14 protein-coding genes and 3 pseudogenes are annotated in these 16590 nt (G+C 68.3%); 11 read left to right on the top strand and 6 right to left on the bottom strand.

What is annotated here, in order from left to right:
- Positions 1-262 precede the first annotated feature (262 nt).
- The 8 genes and pseudogenes from ACIOHC_RS34495 (at position 263) to ACIOHC_RS34460 (ending at position 6118) form a co-directional block, all read left to right on the top strand.
- A complete protein-coding gene (locus ACIOHC_RS34495) occupies positions 263-484 on the top strand; it encodes a hypothetical protein (protein ID WP_351081775.1) in 222 nt (73 codons plus the stop codon).
- 19 nt (positions 485-503) lie between these two features.
- Positions 504-1031, top strand: coding sequence for a MauE/DoxX family redox-associated membrane protein (locus tag ACIOHC_RS34490; protein ID WP_365693782.1), 528 nt, complete (start codon positions 504-506; stop codon positions 1029-1031).
- A 35-nt stretch (positions 1032-1066) separates the two neighbouring features.
- The gene (locus ACIOHC_RS34485; protein WP_351081779.1) at positions 1067-1666 is read left to right on the top strand and encodes a hypothetical protein; all 600 of its coding nucleotides are present in this window, start codon (positions 1067-1069) and stop codon (positions 1664-1666) included.
- On the top strand, positions 1663-3555 hold the full coding sequence (locus tag ACIOHC_RS34480; protein WP_351081781.1) for an ABC transporter ATP-binding protein: 1893 nt from the start codon (positions 1663-1665) through the stop codon (positions 3553-3555). Before ACIOHC_RS34485 ends, ACIOHC_RS34480 begins: the two co-directional genes overlap by 4 nt.
- A 21-nt stretch (positions 3556-3576) precedes the next feature.
- Positions 3577-4077 (top strand): S26 family signal peptidase, encoded by a 501-nt coding sequence (locus ACIOHC_RS34475; RefSeq protein WP_401845371.1) that lies wholly within the window; start codon positions 3577-3579, stop codon positions 4075-4077.
- A 201-nt stretch (positions 4078-4278) separates the two neighbouring features.
- The gene (locus ACIOHC_RS34470; RefSeq protein WP_351086738.1) at positions 4279-4557 is read left to right on the top strand and encodes a hypothetical protein; all 279 of its coding nucleotides are present in this window, start codon (positions 4279-4281) and stop codon (positions 4555-4557) included.
- Between the two features lie 691 nt (positions 4558-5248).
- A pseudogene (locus ACIOHC_RS34465) lies at positions 5249-5518 on the top strand (transposase); the annotation flags it as partial.
- Between the two features lie 90 nt (positions 5519-5608).
- On the top strand, positions 5609-6118 hold the full coding sequence (locus ACIOHC_RS34460) for a hypothetical protein (RefSeq protein WP_351086736.1): 510 nt from the start codon (positions 5609-5611) through the stop codon (positions 6116-6118).
- A gap of 683 nt (positions 6119-6801) precedes the next feature.
- On the opposite strand, the gene ACIOHC_RS34455 is transcribed toward ACIOHC_RS34460, so the two are convergent.
- The 5 genes and pseudogenes from ACIOHC_RS34455 to ACIOHC_RS34435 form a co-directional block, all read right to left on the bottom strand.
- Complete coding sequence (locus ACIOHC_RS34455) at positions 6802-7362, bottom strand: hypothetical protein (RefSeq protein ID WP_351086734.1); 561 nt, start codon at positions 7360-7362, stop codon at positions 6802-6804.
- A 3-nt stretch (positions 7363-7365) separates the two neighbouring features.
- Complete coding sequence (locus ACIOHC_RS34450) at positions 7366-9165, bottom strand: DEAD/DEAH box helicase (RefSeq protein ID WP_401845369.1); 1800 nt, start codon at positions 9163-9165, stop codon at positions 7366-7368.
- A gap of 4 nt (positions 9166-9169) precedes the next feature.
- Positions 9170-10801, bottom strand: a complete 1632-nt coding sequence (locus ACIOHC_RS34445; protein WP_365694545.1) for an MFS transporter — start codon at positions 10799-10801, stop codon at positions 9170-9172.
- Positions 10802-11904: 1103 nt separating this feature from the next.
- Positions 11905-12220: pseudogene (locus ACIOHC_RS34440) on the bottom strand (glutamate synthase-related protein); the annotation flags it as partial.
- Positions 12221-12613: 393 nt separating this feature from the next.
- Complete coding sequence (locus ACIOHC_RS34435) at positions 12614-13666, bottom strand: sulfite oxidase (RefSeq protein WP_351086729.1); 1053 nt, start codon at positions 13664-13666, stop codon at positions 12614-12616.
- A gap of 1118 nt (positions 13667-14784) precedes the next feature.
- On the opposite strand from ACIOHC_RS34435, the gene ACIOHC_RS34430 reads away from it, so the two are divergent.
- The 3 genes from ACIOHC_RS34430 to ACIOHC_RS34420 all read left to right on the top strand — a co-directional run bounded on the left by ACIOHC_RS34430 (position 14785) and on the right by ACIOHC_RS34420 (position 16334).
- On the top strand, positions 14785-15462 hold the full coding sequence (locus ACIOHC_RS34430) for an HdeD family acid-resistance protein (RefSeq protein WP_351086742.1): 678 nt from the start codon (positions 14785-14787) through the stop codon (positions 15460-15462).
- Positions 15459-15659: a hypothetical protein gene (locus ACIOHC_RS34425; RefSeq protein WP_351086727.1), complete on the top strand. Its 201-nt coding sequence runs from the start codon at positions 15459-15461 to the stop codon at positions 15657-15659. Before ACIOHC_RS34430 ends, ACIOHC_RS34425 begins: the two co-directional genes overlap by 4 nt.
- Positions 15660-15794: 135 nt before the next feature.
- Complete coding sequence (locus ACIOHC_RS34420; protein ID WP_351086725.1) at positions 15795-16334, top strand: GNAT family N-acetyltransferase; 540 nt, start codon at positions 15795-15797, stop codon at positions 16332-16334.
- A 21-nt stretch (positions 16335-16355) separates the two neighbouring features.
- On the opposite strand, the pseudogene ACIOHC_RS34415 reads toward ACIOHC_RS34420, so the two are convergent.
- Positions 16356-16590 (bottom strand): annotated as a pseudogene (locus tag ACIOHC_RS34415) (hypothetical protein); the annotation flags it as partial.

Below are 16590 nucleotides of genomic sequence, written 5' to 3'. Positions count from 1 at the left end.
CGCAGCACCTCCGACATACGCCTCGATGCCTCCGAGTAGAACGAAGTCCACGAACACCCTTCCCCTGGGCCGAAGCACCGCTGTCGAGACAGTGGGAGCGACCTGTGAATTCAAGTTCCTTCCAAGGTTTGCCCAACATGCGCCGACCAGTATCTCCAACGGCCGAAAGGCCAGGCACTCTCCCCTGACGCTCCGAGAGCGGAGGGCGAGCGGCTGCACCGCGCAGATCCACCTGGAGAACGACCGAGAGAAGGAGTCCGACGTGTTCAAGATGATCGAAGCACTGGGATCCAACGTCGTGGAGCGCTTCGTACCCCGGATCGACGCTTCCGCCGCGGCCCAGGACTGCTGGACCGAGTGGAAGTGCGTCATCGGTACGAGCGGGTGCAACGCCACCGACCACACCTGGTGGCAGACCCGCACCGCCTGTTCCAGCGGGTCCACCACCGCCTGGAAGTTCCACAGCTGCTCCAACTGCCGCTGACCGCAGGGCAGACCATCTCATGCAGCAGTATCTGGAAGTCGCGGTCCGCACACTGATCGGGACGGTGTTCCTCACCTCGTTCCTCAGCAAGGCGAACGGACGGCAGGCGTATGACGCCTTCGCGGCGTCGGTGCGCAGCATGCGGGTACTGCCGCCGGTGCTGGTTCGCCCAGTCGCGGCAGGCGTCGTGGCCGGCGAGCTCCTCGTGAGCTCGCTGGTCGCGGCGCCATCCACTGCGACCGGGGTCTGCGGGCTCCTGGGCGCCGCCGCCCTCGTGGGCGGCTTCGCGCTCGCCATCGCCCTGGCCCGGCATCGCGGAGTAAGCGCCTCCTGCCGCTGCTTCGGGGCTTCGTCCGCTCCGCTCGGTGCCCGGCATGTCGTACGGAACGGCGTGCTGGGGATCCTCGCGATCATCGGCGCGATGAGCGCACCGGTCGGAGGAGAGGTGCGTGTGGAGGCTGCCGTCACGGCGGCTCTGTGCGGCCTGCTGCTGGCTGCGGTGATCATGGCGCTCGACGACATCGTCGAGCTGTTCCGCCCCGCCTGACCCGAGCACATACCAATGAATCCAAGGGAGTCGGCATGTCTTTCCTCGTGGCCGCAGTCGTGCTCGTGGGGCTGCTGTGCACACTGGACCTCGTCCTCACGGTGGGGGTGGTGAAGCGGCTGCGCGAGCACACGGCCCTGCTGGCGAGTGCTCGGCCCGACGCCGGGTACGAGTCAGGACCCGGCCCGGCCCCCGGGGCCATCGCCGTGGGCGAGGAGGTGGGCCCGTTCTCGGCGACCTCTGCGGACGGCGAGCCGGTGAGCCAGGAGACCGTCACCAGCGAGACTCTGGTGGCCTTCTTCTCGCCCGGATGCGCGCCGTGCCAGGACGAGGTGCCCCGGCTCGTCCAGCACATCAGGGCCTCCGCGCTCAGCCGTGACCTGGCCTGGGCCGTCGTCGTCGGCGACGCCGAGGAGTGCACCCCCTTCGTGTCCGAACTCGCACCGGTGGCACGGGTGTTCGTGGAGCAGCCCGGCGGCCCACTCGGCAGGGCGTTCCGGACATCCGCCTTCCCGACGGTGCTCCGGATGGCACCGGCACCCGGCGCCGGCCCCGGCATCGGAGCCGGCACCGGACGGTGCGTCATCACCTCCGACGACGTGCGACTCGACCGGTCAGCCCCCGTCGGCGCATGAGCCACGACATCCGCTACGGCAACGGTGCCGCCTGGCCCGGCACCCGGCTCCGCTCATCGGTCGCGCGGGGGGTGGCCGCCGGAGCACTCGCTGTCAGAGCGGCTCCTACGACCCTGACGCTGCACGTCGTGGTGGCGCTCGTCGGTGGCGCTCAGCCCGTGGTGATCGCCTGGCTCACCAAACTCGTACTCGACGATGTGGCCGCCGGAGCGCGGACAGCCACCCTGCTCCCGCTGGCCGCCAGTCTGGGCGCCGCCGGACTCGTCGCCGCAGTGCTGCCCCAGCTGACGCAGTACCTGCGCGCCGAGTTCAACCGCGCGGTGGGACTCCTCGCCCAGGACCGCCTGTTCGGCGCCGTGGACCGGCTGGTTGGCCTCGCCCAGTTCGAGAACCCACGCTTCCTGGACCGGGTGCGGCTCGCCCGTGACGCGGGAGGGTCGGGACCTGGTCAGGTGGTGGACGGCACCCTCGGTCTCCTCCAAGCGGTGGTCACCATCACCGGGTTCCTCGCCTCCCTGCTGGTGCTCAGCCCGATGATGACCGGCATGGTCCTCCTGGCCGGGGTACCGACGCTGGCAGCAGAACTCGCGCTGTCCCGACGCCGGGCCCGTATGTACTGGGACCTCGGCCCCGTCGAACGGCGCGAGCTTTTCTACAGCCAGCTGCTCACCAGCGTGGAAGCGGCCAAGGAGATACGGCTGTTCGGCATCGGTACGTTCCTTCGCGGTCGTATGCTGGCCGACCGTCGCACCGTCAACGCCTCCCTGCGGACCATGGACCGCAGGGAGGCCATGGTCCAGTCGGGTCTCGGAGGCTTCGCCGCGCTGGTGGCAGCGGGCGGACTGCTGTGGGCGGTGTCCGCCACCCGGTCCGGCGGGCTCTCGGTCGGCGATGTAGCGATCTTCGTGGCGGCTGTGGCCGGCATCCAAGGCGCCGTCGCAGTACTCGCCCTGGAGATCGCCCGTACCCACCAGTCGCTGCTGATGTTCGACCACTATCTGTCCGTCATCCGCTGCCCGCCCGATCTCCCCGTGGCCCCGAACCCTCGCCCCGTGCCACCGCTCCGCGACGCCATCGAATTCCGGGACGTCTGGTTCCGATACTCGCCCGAGCACGCCTGGATCCTCCGGGGTGTCACCCTTCGTGTCCCGTACGGGAAGGCGCTGGCGCTCATCGGACTGAACGGAGCGGGCAAGTCCACTCTGATCAAACTGCTGTGCCGGTACTACGACCCCACGCGCGGAGCGATCTTCTGGGACGGGACGGATCTGCGCGAGATCGATCCGGCCGATCTGCGCCACCGTATCGGTGCCGTCTTCCAGGACTACATGGAGTACGACATGACGGCCGCCGAGAACATCGCCCTGGGGGACCTGTCCTCACTCGACGACCGGGAACGCATCCATACCGCCGCGCGCCGCGCCGACCTGCACGACCGGTTGACTGAGCTGCCGCGCGGATACGACACCCTGCTGTCCCGGATGTTCTTCATGGACATGGACAGGGACACGAGCTTGAGCGTGGACGGTGAGAAGGGCACCCCGCAGACCGGCCTCGAACTCTCGGGTGGTCAGTGGCAACGGCTTGCCCTGGCCAGGGCTTTCTTACGCGATCAGCGCGACCTCATGATCCTCGACGAGCCGTCCGCAGGCCTGGACGCCGAGGCTGAGGCCGAAATCCACTCCTCGCTCACCCAGTACCGCGCCGGGCGGACCAGTCTGCTGATCTCCCATCGGCTCGGTGCGGTGCGCGACGCCGACATGATCGCCGTGCTTGCGGACGGGCGAATCCTGGAGCAGGGCGATCACGCCTCGCTGACGGCGATGGGGGGCGAGTACGCCCGGCTCTTCGCCCTCCAGGCATCCGGCTACCGGGACAACGCAACCTAACCATCACGAGGCAGGAGGCACATGGTGCGCAGAGGTCTGCTGGCGGCCGGGGGCATCGCCGTGGGCGCCTGTCTGGTCGTGCCCGTGGCTCTCCGGCGAGGACTGACCGCAGTCACCGTCCAGGGAAGCAGCATGGAACCGACGTACGAGCACGGCGACCGCGTGCTCGTACGTCGCACCCGCAACGTCTCGGCAGGGCAGATCGTCGTGGTGGAACGCCCTACCCCGCAGGGCGCCTGGCCGGCGCCGCCTCTACCGCGCGGTAGAGGCGGCGCCGGCCAGGCGCAGCGGGAATGGCTCATCAAACGGGCCGTAGCCACATCTGGCGACCCGGTCCCGCACCACCTGCCCGCCATCCTGCGCACAGCCCCCGGGGGCTGTGTGCCACCGGGGGCTGTGGTGCTGCTCGGCGACAACCCGGAGAACGGCTTCGACTCCCGTCTGGTGGGTTACTTTCCGGTGGAACGCGTACTGGGTACGGTGCTGTGCGCCTTCCCCCACCGCGACCCCGGCAGTATCTGAGAACTCACAGCGAGTCAAGGCGTTGTTTCGCGCGATCCGGCTCGTTGGTGCGATATCGGCATCTCCGATGAGGTTCGTGGTCAACTCGCTGTGCAGTTCAGGTTGTTGTTCCCTTACGGTTTCACTTGCTGCGGAAAGGCGTTTTCCGGTGTCGGGATCCTCGGCCCAGACCCTGCCGGCCGCTCCGTGCGGAACCACGGCGTGTACAAGTTGCTGAGCGGCAGCGGTGAAGATCTCGCCGGGACCGGCTTGCCTCGCGGCTTCCGATACCACGGCGGCGTCCTTGCGGCGCTGGTCGATCGTGCGGACGAGGACCGGCAGGCGCTCGCGGGTGCGGGCGTACATCCTCGCCTTGCGCCGTTGCCGCACTTTGTGGTCTCGGTCTCGATACGCTCGTGCTCGTCGTCGCGGCGCTTGCTGGCCTTGGCGACCAGGTTGCGCAGGTCAGGCGGCCACGGCCGGGCGGCGATCCTCGCGTAGGGGCTGGGCTGGCGGACAGCCATGCACGTTCCACTCACTGCTCGCGCGTTGGGCCCGCGAAGTGTCGGGGGTGGAGGATGGCTATTCATGGTGCGCGCCAGAGTTCGACAACGACATCTGGTGTCGGAGCGCGCTGGCGCGCGTCGCGCAGTCAGACACGACCGAGCACGACGGCTGCGGAACGGTGCGACCACTACCCGGCTACTACAGGAACCGCGAGCGCCACTTCCTCCGGGAGGCAGCCGACTGCATCGAGGAGGAAGCGAACGCCCGTGCTGGGCGTGGGCGCAGGCACTTGCCCTGTTCACCCAGCGCGTTGAAAACTGCGCAATGAGCGGCAACACTCCCGGCGGCAACTGGACCAGCCCGCCGACCAGGGGCACACCCATCGGCCAGCGATGGGCCTGACCGCAGCGCTTCTGCGTGGGCCGACGCCCGGATGGTGCCATTCGGGACCGCCGCGTCCAGGCGTGAGCCGGGACCGGCACGGCAGCCCGGCCTCACGTGACCGATCGGTCAGGACGTGCGGTCCAGGACACGGACCGGCTCACCGGCCCTCCGGGACGGGGCAGTAGTCGCGACAACCACCCCGTCGGGACGGTCCGCGGTGGGCTGCGCAGCGTACGAGTCTGCGCCGCGGCCCAGGTCTCCTGCCCCACGATGGCCAAGGCAGCCGACAGACCCAGGTCCACACGTCCGGTCCTTCGCAAAGATGCTCACTGAGCGCCAGGGCCAACGGCTTCCCGAATGGCTCGACGCCGTCCGCAAGGACGATATGCCCAGCCTGCACACCCTCGGCGCGGGCATCGACCGCGACCACGACGCCGTCACCGCCGGCCTTGCCCTGCCCTGGAACTGCGGCGTCGTCGAAGGACACGTCAACCGCATCAAGGTGCTCAAACGCCAGATGTTCGGTCGTGCCGCCTTTCCACGCCTCCGGAAGCGTGTCCTCATGTCCTGATGGTCAGAGCAGGCTCAGGTGAACTCGATGGCGACAGCTCGACGGCCGTGCGAGAGTTCGTTGCCCCCGCTACCGACGAAGAAGTCCAAAATGACCCAGGACGACGCCCTCAACCGACTCAGCCACCTTGCGCACGAGAGGGCTTTCGGGAGACATGTCGGTTCTGACCGACTCATCCAGTCGGGGCTGGACGCACTGATCGTCGGCGTCCACAGTCCCTCGCTCGCTGCGCTCGCCGGTCTCCTGCGCAGTGAGGAGCCCGAAGCGCCTGAACTCTTCGATCAGGTCCTGGACGAACTAGGACTGCTCTTTCACCCGCCGGACGACCCCCGGGCCGCGAAGTGGGCCATGGCCTACTGGATCGCCGAACAGATCGTCGACGGATCCCTCAACCCTGCCACCGGAGCGCATCTCATCTGGGCAGACATCGCCTACGACCTCGACTACCCCGAAGACCTGGAGGCACTGGTCCACTGCGCACACAACCTCGACGGATGGGAGGAGAGCTGGGGCATCTCCGTCGAGGAGCTCAACAGGGAAGCGATCGAGGCCGCGAAACTACTCCTGAGCAAGAGACCGGTGGAAGAGCCCCAGGACTGACCGTCGACATACCGGAACGGGGCGGTTCATCTGCTACCCCTCACCTGATACTGAGAGTGCGTGCATCACTGAAGTTGAGCAGAACCGGCGACCCGGAGACGACGTTCACCGGCCTGATCCGCGACCAGGTCGACTGTGCGCGCCGACACCGGAAGGCGAAGAAGAGTACCTCCGAGTAGCGCTTCTGTGCGGTTACTCGTGGGCCCGGCCCTCTGTTTACGGTGGGGCCATGGCGACATCATCCGACGAAGCGGCCGGGCCGGTGCCGGCGCAGGTCGTGCTGTCTGTCGACCGGGTGTTGGGGCATCCGGAGCAGGAGGTCGTTGCGCGCCGTACAACTGCCGCCCCCCACTCGCCGATCGCCGCGCGCCAACAGGATACCGACATTCGTCCTCGGCGGGACCAGCGACGACGGTATCAATGGGTGTCGGGCCGAGGCGCCGGCCGCCGACCTCCCCCATCCCCGGGTCGTGTTGCGCGACGACCTCGGCCATTTCTGTCACACGCAACAGACCGAGCAGGTGTCCGGCGAGATCACCGCCTTTCTCGCCGGACCTCCGATCGACCCCGCGGCACGGCCCGACCGGGCGAGCGGGGTTTTTACGGCTGGGGGATGCGGAGGCGTCCGCGGGCCCAGCGGGCGGTGAAGCGGCGTGGGGGCACGCCCCCGCACACCGTGCGGGTCACTCGGTCACCATGAAGTAGGCCGCCGGATCAAGGGCGTTGAGCGCAATCCAGCGCTGCGGTGTCGCCGTGGCGGACACCTCGGTGCCGTCCGCCGAAGCGCGGAAGAAGCCCTGCACGTCGAGCGCGATGCGGGGGTCGTCATCGATGCGTCGCGCCATGTCGTAGTAGACGGACAGTTCATGGATGCACCGTGGGGTGTCGGCCGGGCAGGAGCAGTCGACGCGGACGAGGGCCGGCGCGGGCGGGTGGCCCGCGTCGGCGATCGCGTGGTACAGGTCGTCCGTGAGGAGGGGCTGGATGCCGCTCAGGTGACGGGAGATCTCGGCCATCGCCCCCTGGGACATCGGGGCGACATCGATCGTGACCTCCGCGGTGCTGCGGCCGCGGTGTACGACGGCGCGCACGGTCCGGCCGTCTATCGTGATCTGCGCCTTCCCGTCGCGTGCCGCGCGGCGCGCGCTCGGCAGCTGCGGATCGGGGCGGGTCTGGCGCAACGACTCGGCGAACCGGACCCAGTCCTTGCCCCACTTCGTGTAGCCGAAGTCGTGGTCGGCCATGGGTCAGCTGTCTCGCTTCCGGCGCAGGACCTCGATGAGGCGGTCGTCGTCCAGATGGGTCAACTCGGCGACGCTTGATATATCGGCAATGTCCGACAATGCGGATTTGCGGGAATGCATGGCCGCGATGTGCTCCTCGATGGTGGTCCCCGTGGTCAGAGTGGTGACGGTGACGGTGCGGGTCTGGCCGATCCGGTGGACCCGGTCGGACGCCTGTGCTTCCACGGCCGGATTCCACCACCGGTCGAAGTGGATGACGTCGGCCGCGCGGGTGAGAGTGAGCCCGGTACCCCCGGCCTTCAGGCTGAGCACGAGCACGTTCGGGCCGTCGTCGCTCTGGAAACGGCGGACGATGTCGGCCCGTTGCTCCTGGTTCAGGCCGCCGTGGAAGAACGGCGCGCTCAGGCCGAACTGTTCGTCGAAGTGCCGTACCAGCAGCTCACCGGTCTGCCGGTACTGGGTGAAGATGAGGGTCGGAGAGCCGCTTTCCAGGTTGTTGGTCACGATGTCGGTGCAGAGGTCGAGCTTTCCCGACCTTCCCGACAGCTCAGTGAGGTCGTCCGTGATCAGGCCCGGGTGGTTGCAGACCTGCTTGAGCGTGGTCAGGACCGCGAGCACCTTGGTCTGCCGCTGGGCGCCACTGCCGAAGCCGTCGTCGATGACCTGTTCCAGCGACCGGTCGTACAGCTGCTCCTGTTCCTCGGTGAGGTCGCAGATGAGGTCGGCGTGGATCTTCGGCGGGAGTGACCCCGCGACCTGGGACTTCTTCCGCATCAGCACGACCGGCTCGATGGCCCCGCGCAACCGGGCGGCGGCGGTCAGGGAGCCGGTCCCGATCGGCCGGACGAAGCGACGGCGGAACTGCGTCCGGTGCCCGAACAGGTGCGGTGCGACCAGATTGAGCAGGCTCCAGAGTTCGTCGAGGTGATTCTCGACGGGCGTTCCGGTCAAGGCGATCCGCGCGTCGGCCGCAATGGTGCGCGCGGCCTTCGACACATGCGTACGGGGGTTCTTCAGGACCTGTGCCTCGTCGAAGAGCGCGGTGTTCCAGTGGTGCCCCGCCAAGGTCGGGCCGTGCGTGCGCAGCGTAGGGTAGCCGGTGAGCACCACCGTGCCGCTTTCCACCGCTTTCAGCGGCCCGCCGCGCCAGATCGTGGCCCGCAGGTCGGGTGCGAACCGTGCGATCTCGTGTGCCCAGTTACCGACCAACGACGTGGGACAGACCACGAGTTGCGGCCCCTCTGCAGCGCGTCCCGCGACGCAGCCGATGGCCTGCAACGTCTTGCCGAGTCCCATTTCGTCGGCGAGCACCGCGCCGCCGTGTGCGGCGATGGTCTCGCGCAGCCAGCTCACGCCGCGCACCTGGTACGGCCGCAGTTTGGCGGTGAGTGTCGTGCGCAGTTCGGCCCCCATCGCGGTGGTGTGCCGGAAGACGGCGGCGGCGTGCTCCGCCGTCGTCACGGCGATACCCGTGGCATCGGGAACAGCGTGCGCCGCGACCGGCAGGGCCGATTCGCCGCCCGCGATCCACGACCGCCAGGCGTCCACAGACCGGCCGGGCGAGTCGAGGGGCGCATCGACGAGCCGGTCCGGCTCGATCAGTGCGCAGTCGACGTCGGACACCTTGAGCCTGCCGAGGTCCGGCGTCGGGACGGCCAGGGGGATGGTCTCGATGTCACCGAGGGGCGGGGCCGCCCCCACGGTGCCGCCGGACCAGGTCCACAGGGCGAACATGTGACGGTCGGGCAGATACGTGGCCTGGCTGCCCGGCTGCACCTGAGGGAGTTTTTGCCTGGTTCCCATGGCGTCAGTGGCTGCCCACGTCGTCGCCCTCGCGGGCGGGAGGGACTTCGGCCCCGGCCCGGGGAGACGCCTCGTGCGCAGCGGGGCCGGCTTCCTGATCGCGTTCCGGTTCGCGCCCGGCAGCGGTGGGCTTCCGGTCCGAGCGCAGGGCGATCAGCAGCACGGCCGCTCCGAAGAGTGCGATGAACATGATCCAGACCGCGCCGACGTGCATGGCGTGGACGAACGCGCCGTCGGCCGCGTGCGCGAGCGCGGGCCGGTGGGTCGCGGTGGCGACATGCCGGGCCTGTTCGGCGGAGACCCGCGCCTGCTCCCGCACCGGTCCCGGCGTACCGCCCAGCGAGGGCTCGATCGCGCGCCGGTACACGATCGACATGATCGTGCCGCCGACGGCGATCCCGATGACGCTGCCGGTCTGGCGCACGGTGTTGGTGACGGCCGAGCCGGCACCGGCTCGTTCCAACGGCAGCGTGCTGATCAGTGCCGCGGTCACCGGGCCGATCACTATGCCGATGGACAGGCCCTGGAAGAACAGCAGGATCTCGATCCAGACGAGGGGGGTCCGCAGCCCGAAGAGCCCGTACGCACCCATGGTCAGCGCCGCCACGGTGAGGGCCGGCACGCTGACGAGCCGCAGCGACCAGCGGCGCACCAGACGCGCGCCGACGGGCGCGCCTAGGAGCGCGCCGATCGCGGTGGGGAGACTGGCCAGGCCCGCCTCGATTGGCGAGAAGCCGCGTGCGCCCTGGAGGTAGAACGCGTTGTAGAAGGTGACGGCGGCCATGGCGAAGAGGAGCAGTCCGAGCGCCACGTTGCCGCCGCCGAAGGTGCGTTGAGCGAGCAGCCGAGGATCGAAGCTGGGCACCTTGACGCGCAGTTCGACGAGCACGAAGGCGGCCAGCAGGACCAGGCCGACGGCGATCGGCGCCCAGACGCCCGTACGGCCCCAGGCCGCCACCTGACCCGCGCGGATCAGCCCGTAGGCGAGCGCCGCGAGGCCGCTGATCGACAGCAGCATCCCGGCCGGGTCCAGCGGCCGCACCACAGGGCTGCGGAAGTTCGGGACCAGCAGGACGATGCCGATCAGCGCCAGCACCACGACCGGGACATTGACCAGGAAGACCGAGCCCCACCAGAAGTGGTCGAGAAGCACCCCGGCCAGCACCGGACCCACGGCCATGCCGACACCGGCGGAGGTCGAGAAAATGGCGATAGTGGTCGACCGCGCGGGGCCGGTGAAGGTCCACATGAGAATGGCCAGGTTGGCGGGCGTGATCAGCGCGCTGCCGACACCCATCGCGGCCCGGGCGGCGATCAACTGGCCCGCGTCGCCCGCGTACGCCGCCCACACCGAGGATCCGGCGAAGACCAGCAGGCCCGCCGCGAGCACGGCCCGGTGACCGAAGCGATCGCCCAGCGCGCCCGCGGTGAACATCAGGGTGGCGAAGGCCAGCGTGTACGAGCCGGTGGCCCATTGGAGCTCGGCCGGGCTGGCGTTCAGTCCACGGACCGGGTCCGCGAGGGTCTCCAGGGTGGTACTCAGGACGGTGTTGTCCAGCCAGATCAGCAGTGAACACACCATGAGAACGGCGAGAATCAACTGTTGCCTGAACTTCGGCAACGCAGATGTAGTCATGAATACCCTCGGACGCGGTCGAGAAAACCTGACGAGCGGACCGTAGGCAACCATCAGGCAGGTGTCAATTCCTGAGCACTCGTGCGCAGTCGGCGATTTTGGTGCGGTGTCGAGGGCACGCCGCCAAGGTCTCTGTCAATTCTTGGACGCGTATACGGGGCACTGGTTTATCAAAGTTTCGAGGGCATGTTGCCAAGCCCCTTGTCAATTCCTGATCCTGCGGTTGACCTCGTGCGAAATCCGTGCCCCGAACCTGAAACGGAGCAGGGGGTGGGCGCCGGCGGCTGCTCCCGGCGGCCCGGTTGCCCGCCGACGCCTGGGCCGCCGCCTGGGCAGGGGCCGCCGGGAGCGGCGGGGTAACCAGACGGCTACACCGTGCGGGCGGCTCTTTCGACCTGCCGGTTCAGCAGGTCGAACGTTCTTTCCTGTGTGTGTTTCGAATGGGAGGATCGGAATTCACCCGGGACGGCGGACCGAAAGTCGCTGGGGTATGCGCGGAGAGGCAAGGAGATGACCCTGCAGGGCCAATGGTGGAGCGAGAGCGACAGTTATGTCTCGGGTATTCTCTCGGTGTTCTCGTTGGATTCGGATCGTCCGGCTCTTCACTGGCGTGGTCAGCTGCGATCTCGGGTGGCGAACTGAACCGCTCCGTCTTCGAGATATTCCATGCGTTGCGTGACAGTGGTGCATGGAAAGGGGATGCAGTAGCAGGGCGATTGCAAATTCAGGGGGAAGCTTCGCCATCAACCAGCTCCGCACCGCTGGCCACACCAACATCGCCGCCGGACTCCGTAAGATCGCCCGCCGCCCCTACGAACGCCCCCTGGAACTGGTCGGCCTCAGCTGACCTGCACCTCCCCTTGATCAAAAGACTTTGCAATCGCCCTGTCGAGTGCGGTGGGACGGTTTGGGGCAGCGGAGGTTGAGGCTGTACGGACTCCAGTCCTGCCGCGACGTGAGGTCGATGGCGCGCGGTCCTGGCCCGACGGGACGGTCCATGCCCAGGGAGGGAAGTCCATTGGCCTGGGCGTCGAGCAGGGCAAACCAGGCTGTAACGATGGCCGTGCCGCGCTCGGGGGTGCTTCGCGGCCGCGGGCCAGTCACGGGTTCTGGGTGGCGATGCCGGTGGAGCACTTGTCGGTGTGGCACTTCTGCGAACGGATGCAGCCGATCGACAGCATCGCCTCACGGGCCACGTTGATCATGTCGACACCCAGGGCGAAGGCGACGGCGGCGTTCTCGGGCAGGCCGAGCTTGCCGGAGCCGATGAAGGTGAGTTCGTCGGTCAGACCTCGCTCGGTGAACGTGCAGTAGACGCGGGAGCAGCCCATCCGGAACGGCAGCGACTCCGAGTCGGTGAAGATCAGCGGTGCCGCCCTCGCCGCCGCCGTCGATGGTCACGAAGTCGACACCACGGTCACGCACACGACTCCTCGTGCCACGAGAACCCGTCATCCACAACAACTCAGGCTATGGACCCGTCCACCAGCCTCAGCGCCCTCTCGGCGCGGTACCCATCCATAGTGATCACGAACATAACTGACGTCCCTACAGCTCTCGGATGCTGGTCACCAGGCAGCCGGTCAGGGCCGCGGGCTCATGTCCCTGCCGAACCGGAGGAGCTATGGATGTCGAGCGCCGACGTTGGTTCGTCGACCAACGCGGAGTTCCTGGCGGACGGTGGATCTCGGTCGTGAAACCGCCTGTCAGGGGGCTCCGTCGTCCCGTCAGACCGTCCAACTCGTTGAAATACACGCCAGGTTGGAAATGTCCCTGCGTCAGTCGCTGACTCCTTCGACCGAAGTGTCCGGGTCAGGGACGGCATGTGACGCGCAGCCGGGCCGCGGCGTTGTTGGCGTACCCCCTGGGGTTCCAGACGGTTGTCAAGGACTCAGGCTGCACGGCCGCCGTGGAGTCCCAGGCGCGGGCGATGAGCTCGGCCTCGCCCGGGGGCAGGGTAAGCGTGGCGCGCCAGTGCTGCCACGTCCAGGGGTTCTCCGGCGGGTCCAGGTCGGCGTGGGCCCAGGAGACGCCGTGGTCGACGGAGACATCCACACGTTCCACGGTTCTGTCGTCCCCGGCGAAGGCGAAGCCGGTGACCTCGGTCGGCCCGGACGGCAACTGGGCGTTTTTGCCAGGGTGCAGGATGGCGCAGTGGATGGCGATCGGGCCGAGGGTGATGCCGTCTGCCTGCTTGACCTGATGAGGGTCGGCTTCGGCGGGCAGGATGCTGTATTCGATCTGGAAGTAGTTGTCGGACGGTTCGGCCTGAGCGGTGATGCGCTTGAGCCACTTGACACTGCGGGCGCCGATCCAGCCGGGGACGACCACGCGCAGCGGCGCGCCGTGCGCGGTGGGCAGTGCCCGATCATTCATGGCCCAGGCCAGCAACACCTCGCTGGAGGTTGCCTTCGCCACCGGTATCGAGCCTCCGAAGGGCTGCGGTGGCTCGGCCTGCTGCGACACGTCGGCACCGGTGAAGGCGATGTGGGCCGCCTCCGGCTGCACTCCGGCGTCGGCCAGCACATCCGCCAGGCTTGCCCCACGCCAGCACGCGGTGGAGATGGCTCCAGGGCCCCAGGAGACCTGGCCGGGTATGTCGCGGATCTCGATGAGGTCCGCGCGACGGTTGCCCGCGCACTGCAGTGTTGCCACCACGCTCCGCTCGGGGAAGCGGCGCCGCAGTTCGTCCATCGACAGCTCAAGCGGGCGATCGACCAGACCGTCCACTCGCAGCCGCCAGCCCTCCGGGGCGATGTGGGGAATCGACGAGTGATTGCGACTGTAGAAGCTGTCCAGGGGGGTGATCTGACTTGCGAGGGCGCCGGGAGGCGATTCGGCGTTGTACGGATCGGTCTGGTGCACGAGTACATCGTTCCATTTGCCCGATATATCCATATAGCTACTATTCATCGTGTTCAGTGCTTACGCCAAGTCGCCCACGAGGAGCGCAGGCGTGGTCGGCGTCATCGGCCACCCGGTGCAGCGGGCGCCGGGCACAGGCTGTCTCTCCTTTGCGAGTGGTGCCGAACACCGCGCCGATCAGGGCCCGGGTGCCTGCGACGAGCGTCATCAGCTCCGCCATCGGGTAACCGACGTGGCCCGAGGTTCCGCACCAGGCCAGGTTCGGCGCGGTGTCCGGGACTTTGATCGAGCTGCAGCCGTCGAAGGAGACCGCCCGGAACGCGTCCGCCGCAATCGCGGCCCTCGCCGTTGCCCCGGGACTCCTGCTGCCCGCAGGCGACGGCATGTTCGTGCTGACCGCGCAGGGCCGGGCCGCGGACCATCGGTACGCCCGTGCCTGTCTGCAGCAACTGCTGGCGCCGGTCCTGGACGAGTTGCCCGGCCTGCCCGCCGCACACGGCCAGGTGCCGAGTGCCGTCCTGAGTCCCACTGCTCAGGCCGGCGGGCCGGACGACGCGCAGGTGCAGACCGCCCTGCTGGCGTTGCCGGACCGACTCGTAGCGTCCCGGCCGGTACTGGTGTGCGTGGACGACGCCCACGCCTGCGACCGCGCCTTCCTCGACGCGCTCTGCGCGGTGATCCGGCTCCTGGCCGGCCGCCCGGTCAGGCTGTTGTCCACCGCGCAAGGCGAGGCGCCCTCGCCCAGCCCGCCCCCTCGGTATGGAGACCTTGCGTCCGGGTCCGCTGAGCATCCTCTCGGCTGCGGCGTTGCCCGGCCAGACTGCTCGGCACCACCCGCGCCGGGCTGCTCGCGGCGCTGGCGCCACCGGCTTCCACCGCACAACTCGCGGCAGGCCCCTTTCTCGGTCCCGCCACGGTGTCGTACGACCTGGGCGTGCTGCACCAAGCCGGTCTCGTCGCCCGCGCCCGGTCCGGACGGGCAGTGCTCAATCGCCGCACGCCTGGTTGGACACGATCCGCGTTTCACCGGCCCCGTGCTGCACGGTCCGTGCCTCCGCCATCAGCCGGGTGGACCGGCAAAGGTGGCGGGGCGCCCGTGCCCGGTACAAGCATGGATCATGACCGACGCACCGAGCGGCTCCCCCCGGGGACCGGAATACGACGACCGCCACGCCCATGCCACGGGTGACGTGCACGCGCCGAAACCGCCCCCGGGCTACATGGAGCCACCCTTCGAGGGGTTCCTGCACCGCCTCTCCCGCACCGCCTGGCAGGTCGTTCTGATCACCGGCATCGCCTCCCTGGTCCTTGGGATCGTGATCCTGGCCTGGCCGGGCCCGTCCCTGCTCGTCGCCGGGATCCTCTTCGGCATCTACCTCATTCTCAGCGGCGCGCTCCAACTGGCTGCCGCCTTCGGCACGCACAGGGCGACCTCGCTGCGTGTCCTGGCGTTCATCAGCGGCGCCCTGTCGATCCTTCTGGGCCTGTTCTGCTTCCGGGGCAGGCTGGAGTCGATCCTGCTGCTCGCGTTGTGGATCGGCATCGGCTGGCTGATCCGCGGCATCACCCATACTCTGGCCGCCGTTCACGACCCCACCATGCCCGCGCGCGGCTGGCAGGCCTTCCTCGGCGTCGTCACCTTCATCGCGGGGATCGTGCTGATCACCTCGCCGTTCACCTCAATCGCCGTGCTCACCCTGGTCGCCGGCTGGTGGCTGGTCGCGGTCGGCATCGTCGAGTGCGTAACGGCGTTCAGGCTCCACGGCCGTGCACAGCGGATCCCGCGCACGGCATGAACCCCGTGCAGTTCGTCAACTTCGTGCCGTGCAGGTTGCCCGAGAGAGCGGCTTTCAGGGTCGATGCGCTGAAAGACGCGGGCGTTGCCGACAGACGCCCCTTTGTGAGCCCAACCCCGCGGCACCCACGCACCGCTCGTCAGTATGCCTGGCTGCGGGTGCTTCTGGCGCTCGTCGCGCTGCTGCAAGTGCTCTGACCGGGAAGGTTCGCCGGCCGGTGGTCGCTTCGCCAGTCTTGGAGCCAGCCGGGCATTCTCCTTCTGACAGGCGGTAGCAGTCCCGAAGAAAGAAATGGATTGCCTTGGGGACAGAGCTCACGTTGGCTGGGCAGCATGGCTGAACTGCATACCGATCGCCTCGTACTCCGTCGATGGCAAGACTCCGACCTTGAACCGTGGGCGGCGATGAATGCTGATCCCGAGGTCCGGGAGCACTTGGGCGACCTGCTGACCCGTGAACAGAGCGATGCCTCCGTGGCGCATTTCCAGGCCGAGTTCGACCAGCGAGGCTATGGCTGGTGGGCAGTTCAAGTGCAGGCCACGGGCGAGTTCATCGGCTTCGCGGGCTTGGACCAGGTGGATGATGGCATGCCGTTCACGGGGGTGGAGATCGGTTGGAGGCTCGCTCGCTCGGCCTGGGGCCAGGGTTACGCCACCGAGGCCGCCCTGGCTGGCCTTGCCTTCGGCTTCGAAGCGCTCGAACTCCCCGAGATCCTTGCAGTGACGACTGCTACCAACCTCCGTTCCCAAGCAGTGATGCGCCGGATCGGCATGACCCGAGACCCGGCTGACGATTTCGACGACCCCACCGCGCCCGAAGGGCCACTGCGCCCGAACGTGCTGTACCGAATCGCGCGTGGTGCGAGGGCCTGACGCTCTCGGCCCGGTCGCTTGTCAGGCCACGGCGGGAAGCGGGCGTCCGCCCCAGTGGATGCCCTTCTCGCTGCGGATGCGGGCGCGTTCGCGACGGTGCGCCGCGAGGACGTCCGGGTGGCGGGCGTTGGCGCTACGCCAGCGCAGGTAGGCGTGCAGGGTGGGCTTGATCCGCTTTGACGGACATCGGAGATCAGAGGCTTTGGCCTCGGAAGGATGATGTTCATCATGGAGAGCATGGGGAAGAAGCCGCGTC

Source organism: Streptomyces sp. NPDC088252, from assembly GCF_044740965.1.
In the GTDB taxonomy this organism is placed as follows: domain Bacteria; phylum Actinomycetota; class Actinomycetes; order Streptomycetales; family Streptomycetaceae; genus Streptomyces.
This window is presented reverse-complemented; position numbering and strand designations above follow the sequence as displayed.

What these genes read in the sequence shown, in the direction of transcription:
- ACIOHC_RS34490 (WP_365693782.1), top strand. Translation starts at nt 504, where the DNA reads ATGCAGCAGTATCTGGAAGTCGCGGTCCGCACACTGATCGGGACGGTG.
- ACIOHC_RS34485 (WP_351081779.1), top strand. Translation starts at nt 1,067, where the DNA reads ATGTCTTTCCTCGTGGCCGCAGTCGTGCTCGTGGGGCTGCTGTGCACA.
- ACIOHC_RS34480 (WP_351081781.1), top strand. Translation starts at nt 1,663, where the DNA reads ATGAGCCACGACATCCGCTACGGCAACGGTGCCGCCTGGCCCGGCACC.
- ACIOHC_RS34475 (WP_401845371.1), top strand. Translation starts at nt 3,577, where the DNA reads ATGGTGCGCAGAGGTCTGCTGGCGGCCGGGGGCATCGCCGTGGGCGCC.
- ACIOHC_RS34460 (WP_351086736.1), top strand. Translation starts at nt 5,609, where the DNA reads ATGACCCAGGACGACGCCCTCAACCGACTCAGCCACCTTGCGCACGAG.
- ACIOHC_RS34455 (WP_351086734.1), bottom strand. Translation starts at nt 7,362, where the DNA reads ATGGCCGACCACGACTTCGGCTACACGAAGTGGGGCAAGGACTGGGTC.
- ACIOHC_RS34450 (WP_401845369.1), bottom strand. Translation starts at nt 9,165, where the DNA reads ATGGGAACCAGGCAAAAACTCCCTCAGGTGCAGCCGGGCAGCCAGGCC.
- ACIOHC_RS34445 (WP_365694545.1), bottom strand. Translation starts at nt 10,801, where the DNA reads ATGACTACATCTGCGTTGCCGAAGTTCAGGCAACAGTTGATTCTCGCC.
- ACIOHC_RS34430 (WP_351086742.1), top strand. Translation starts at nt 14,785, where the DNA reads ATGACCGACGCACCGAGCGGCTCCCCCCGGGGACCGGAATACGACGAC.
- ACIOHC_RS34425 (WP_351086727.1), top strand. Translation starts at nt 15,459, where the DNA reads ATGAACCCCGTGCAGTTCGTCAACTTCGTGCCGTGCAGGTTGCCCGAG.
- ACIOHC_RS34420 (WP_351086725.1), top strand. Translation starts at nt 15,795, where the DNA reads ATGGCTGAACTGCATACCGATCGCCTCGTACTCCGTCGATGGCAAGAC.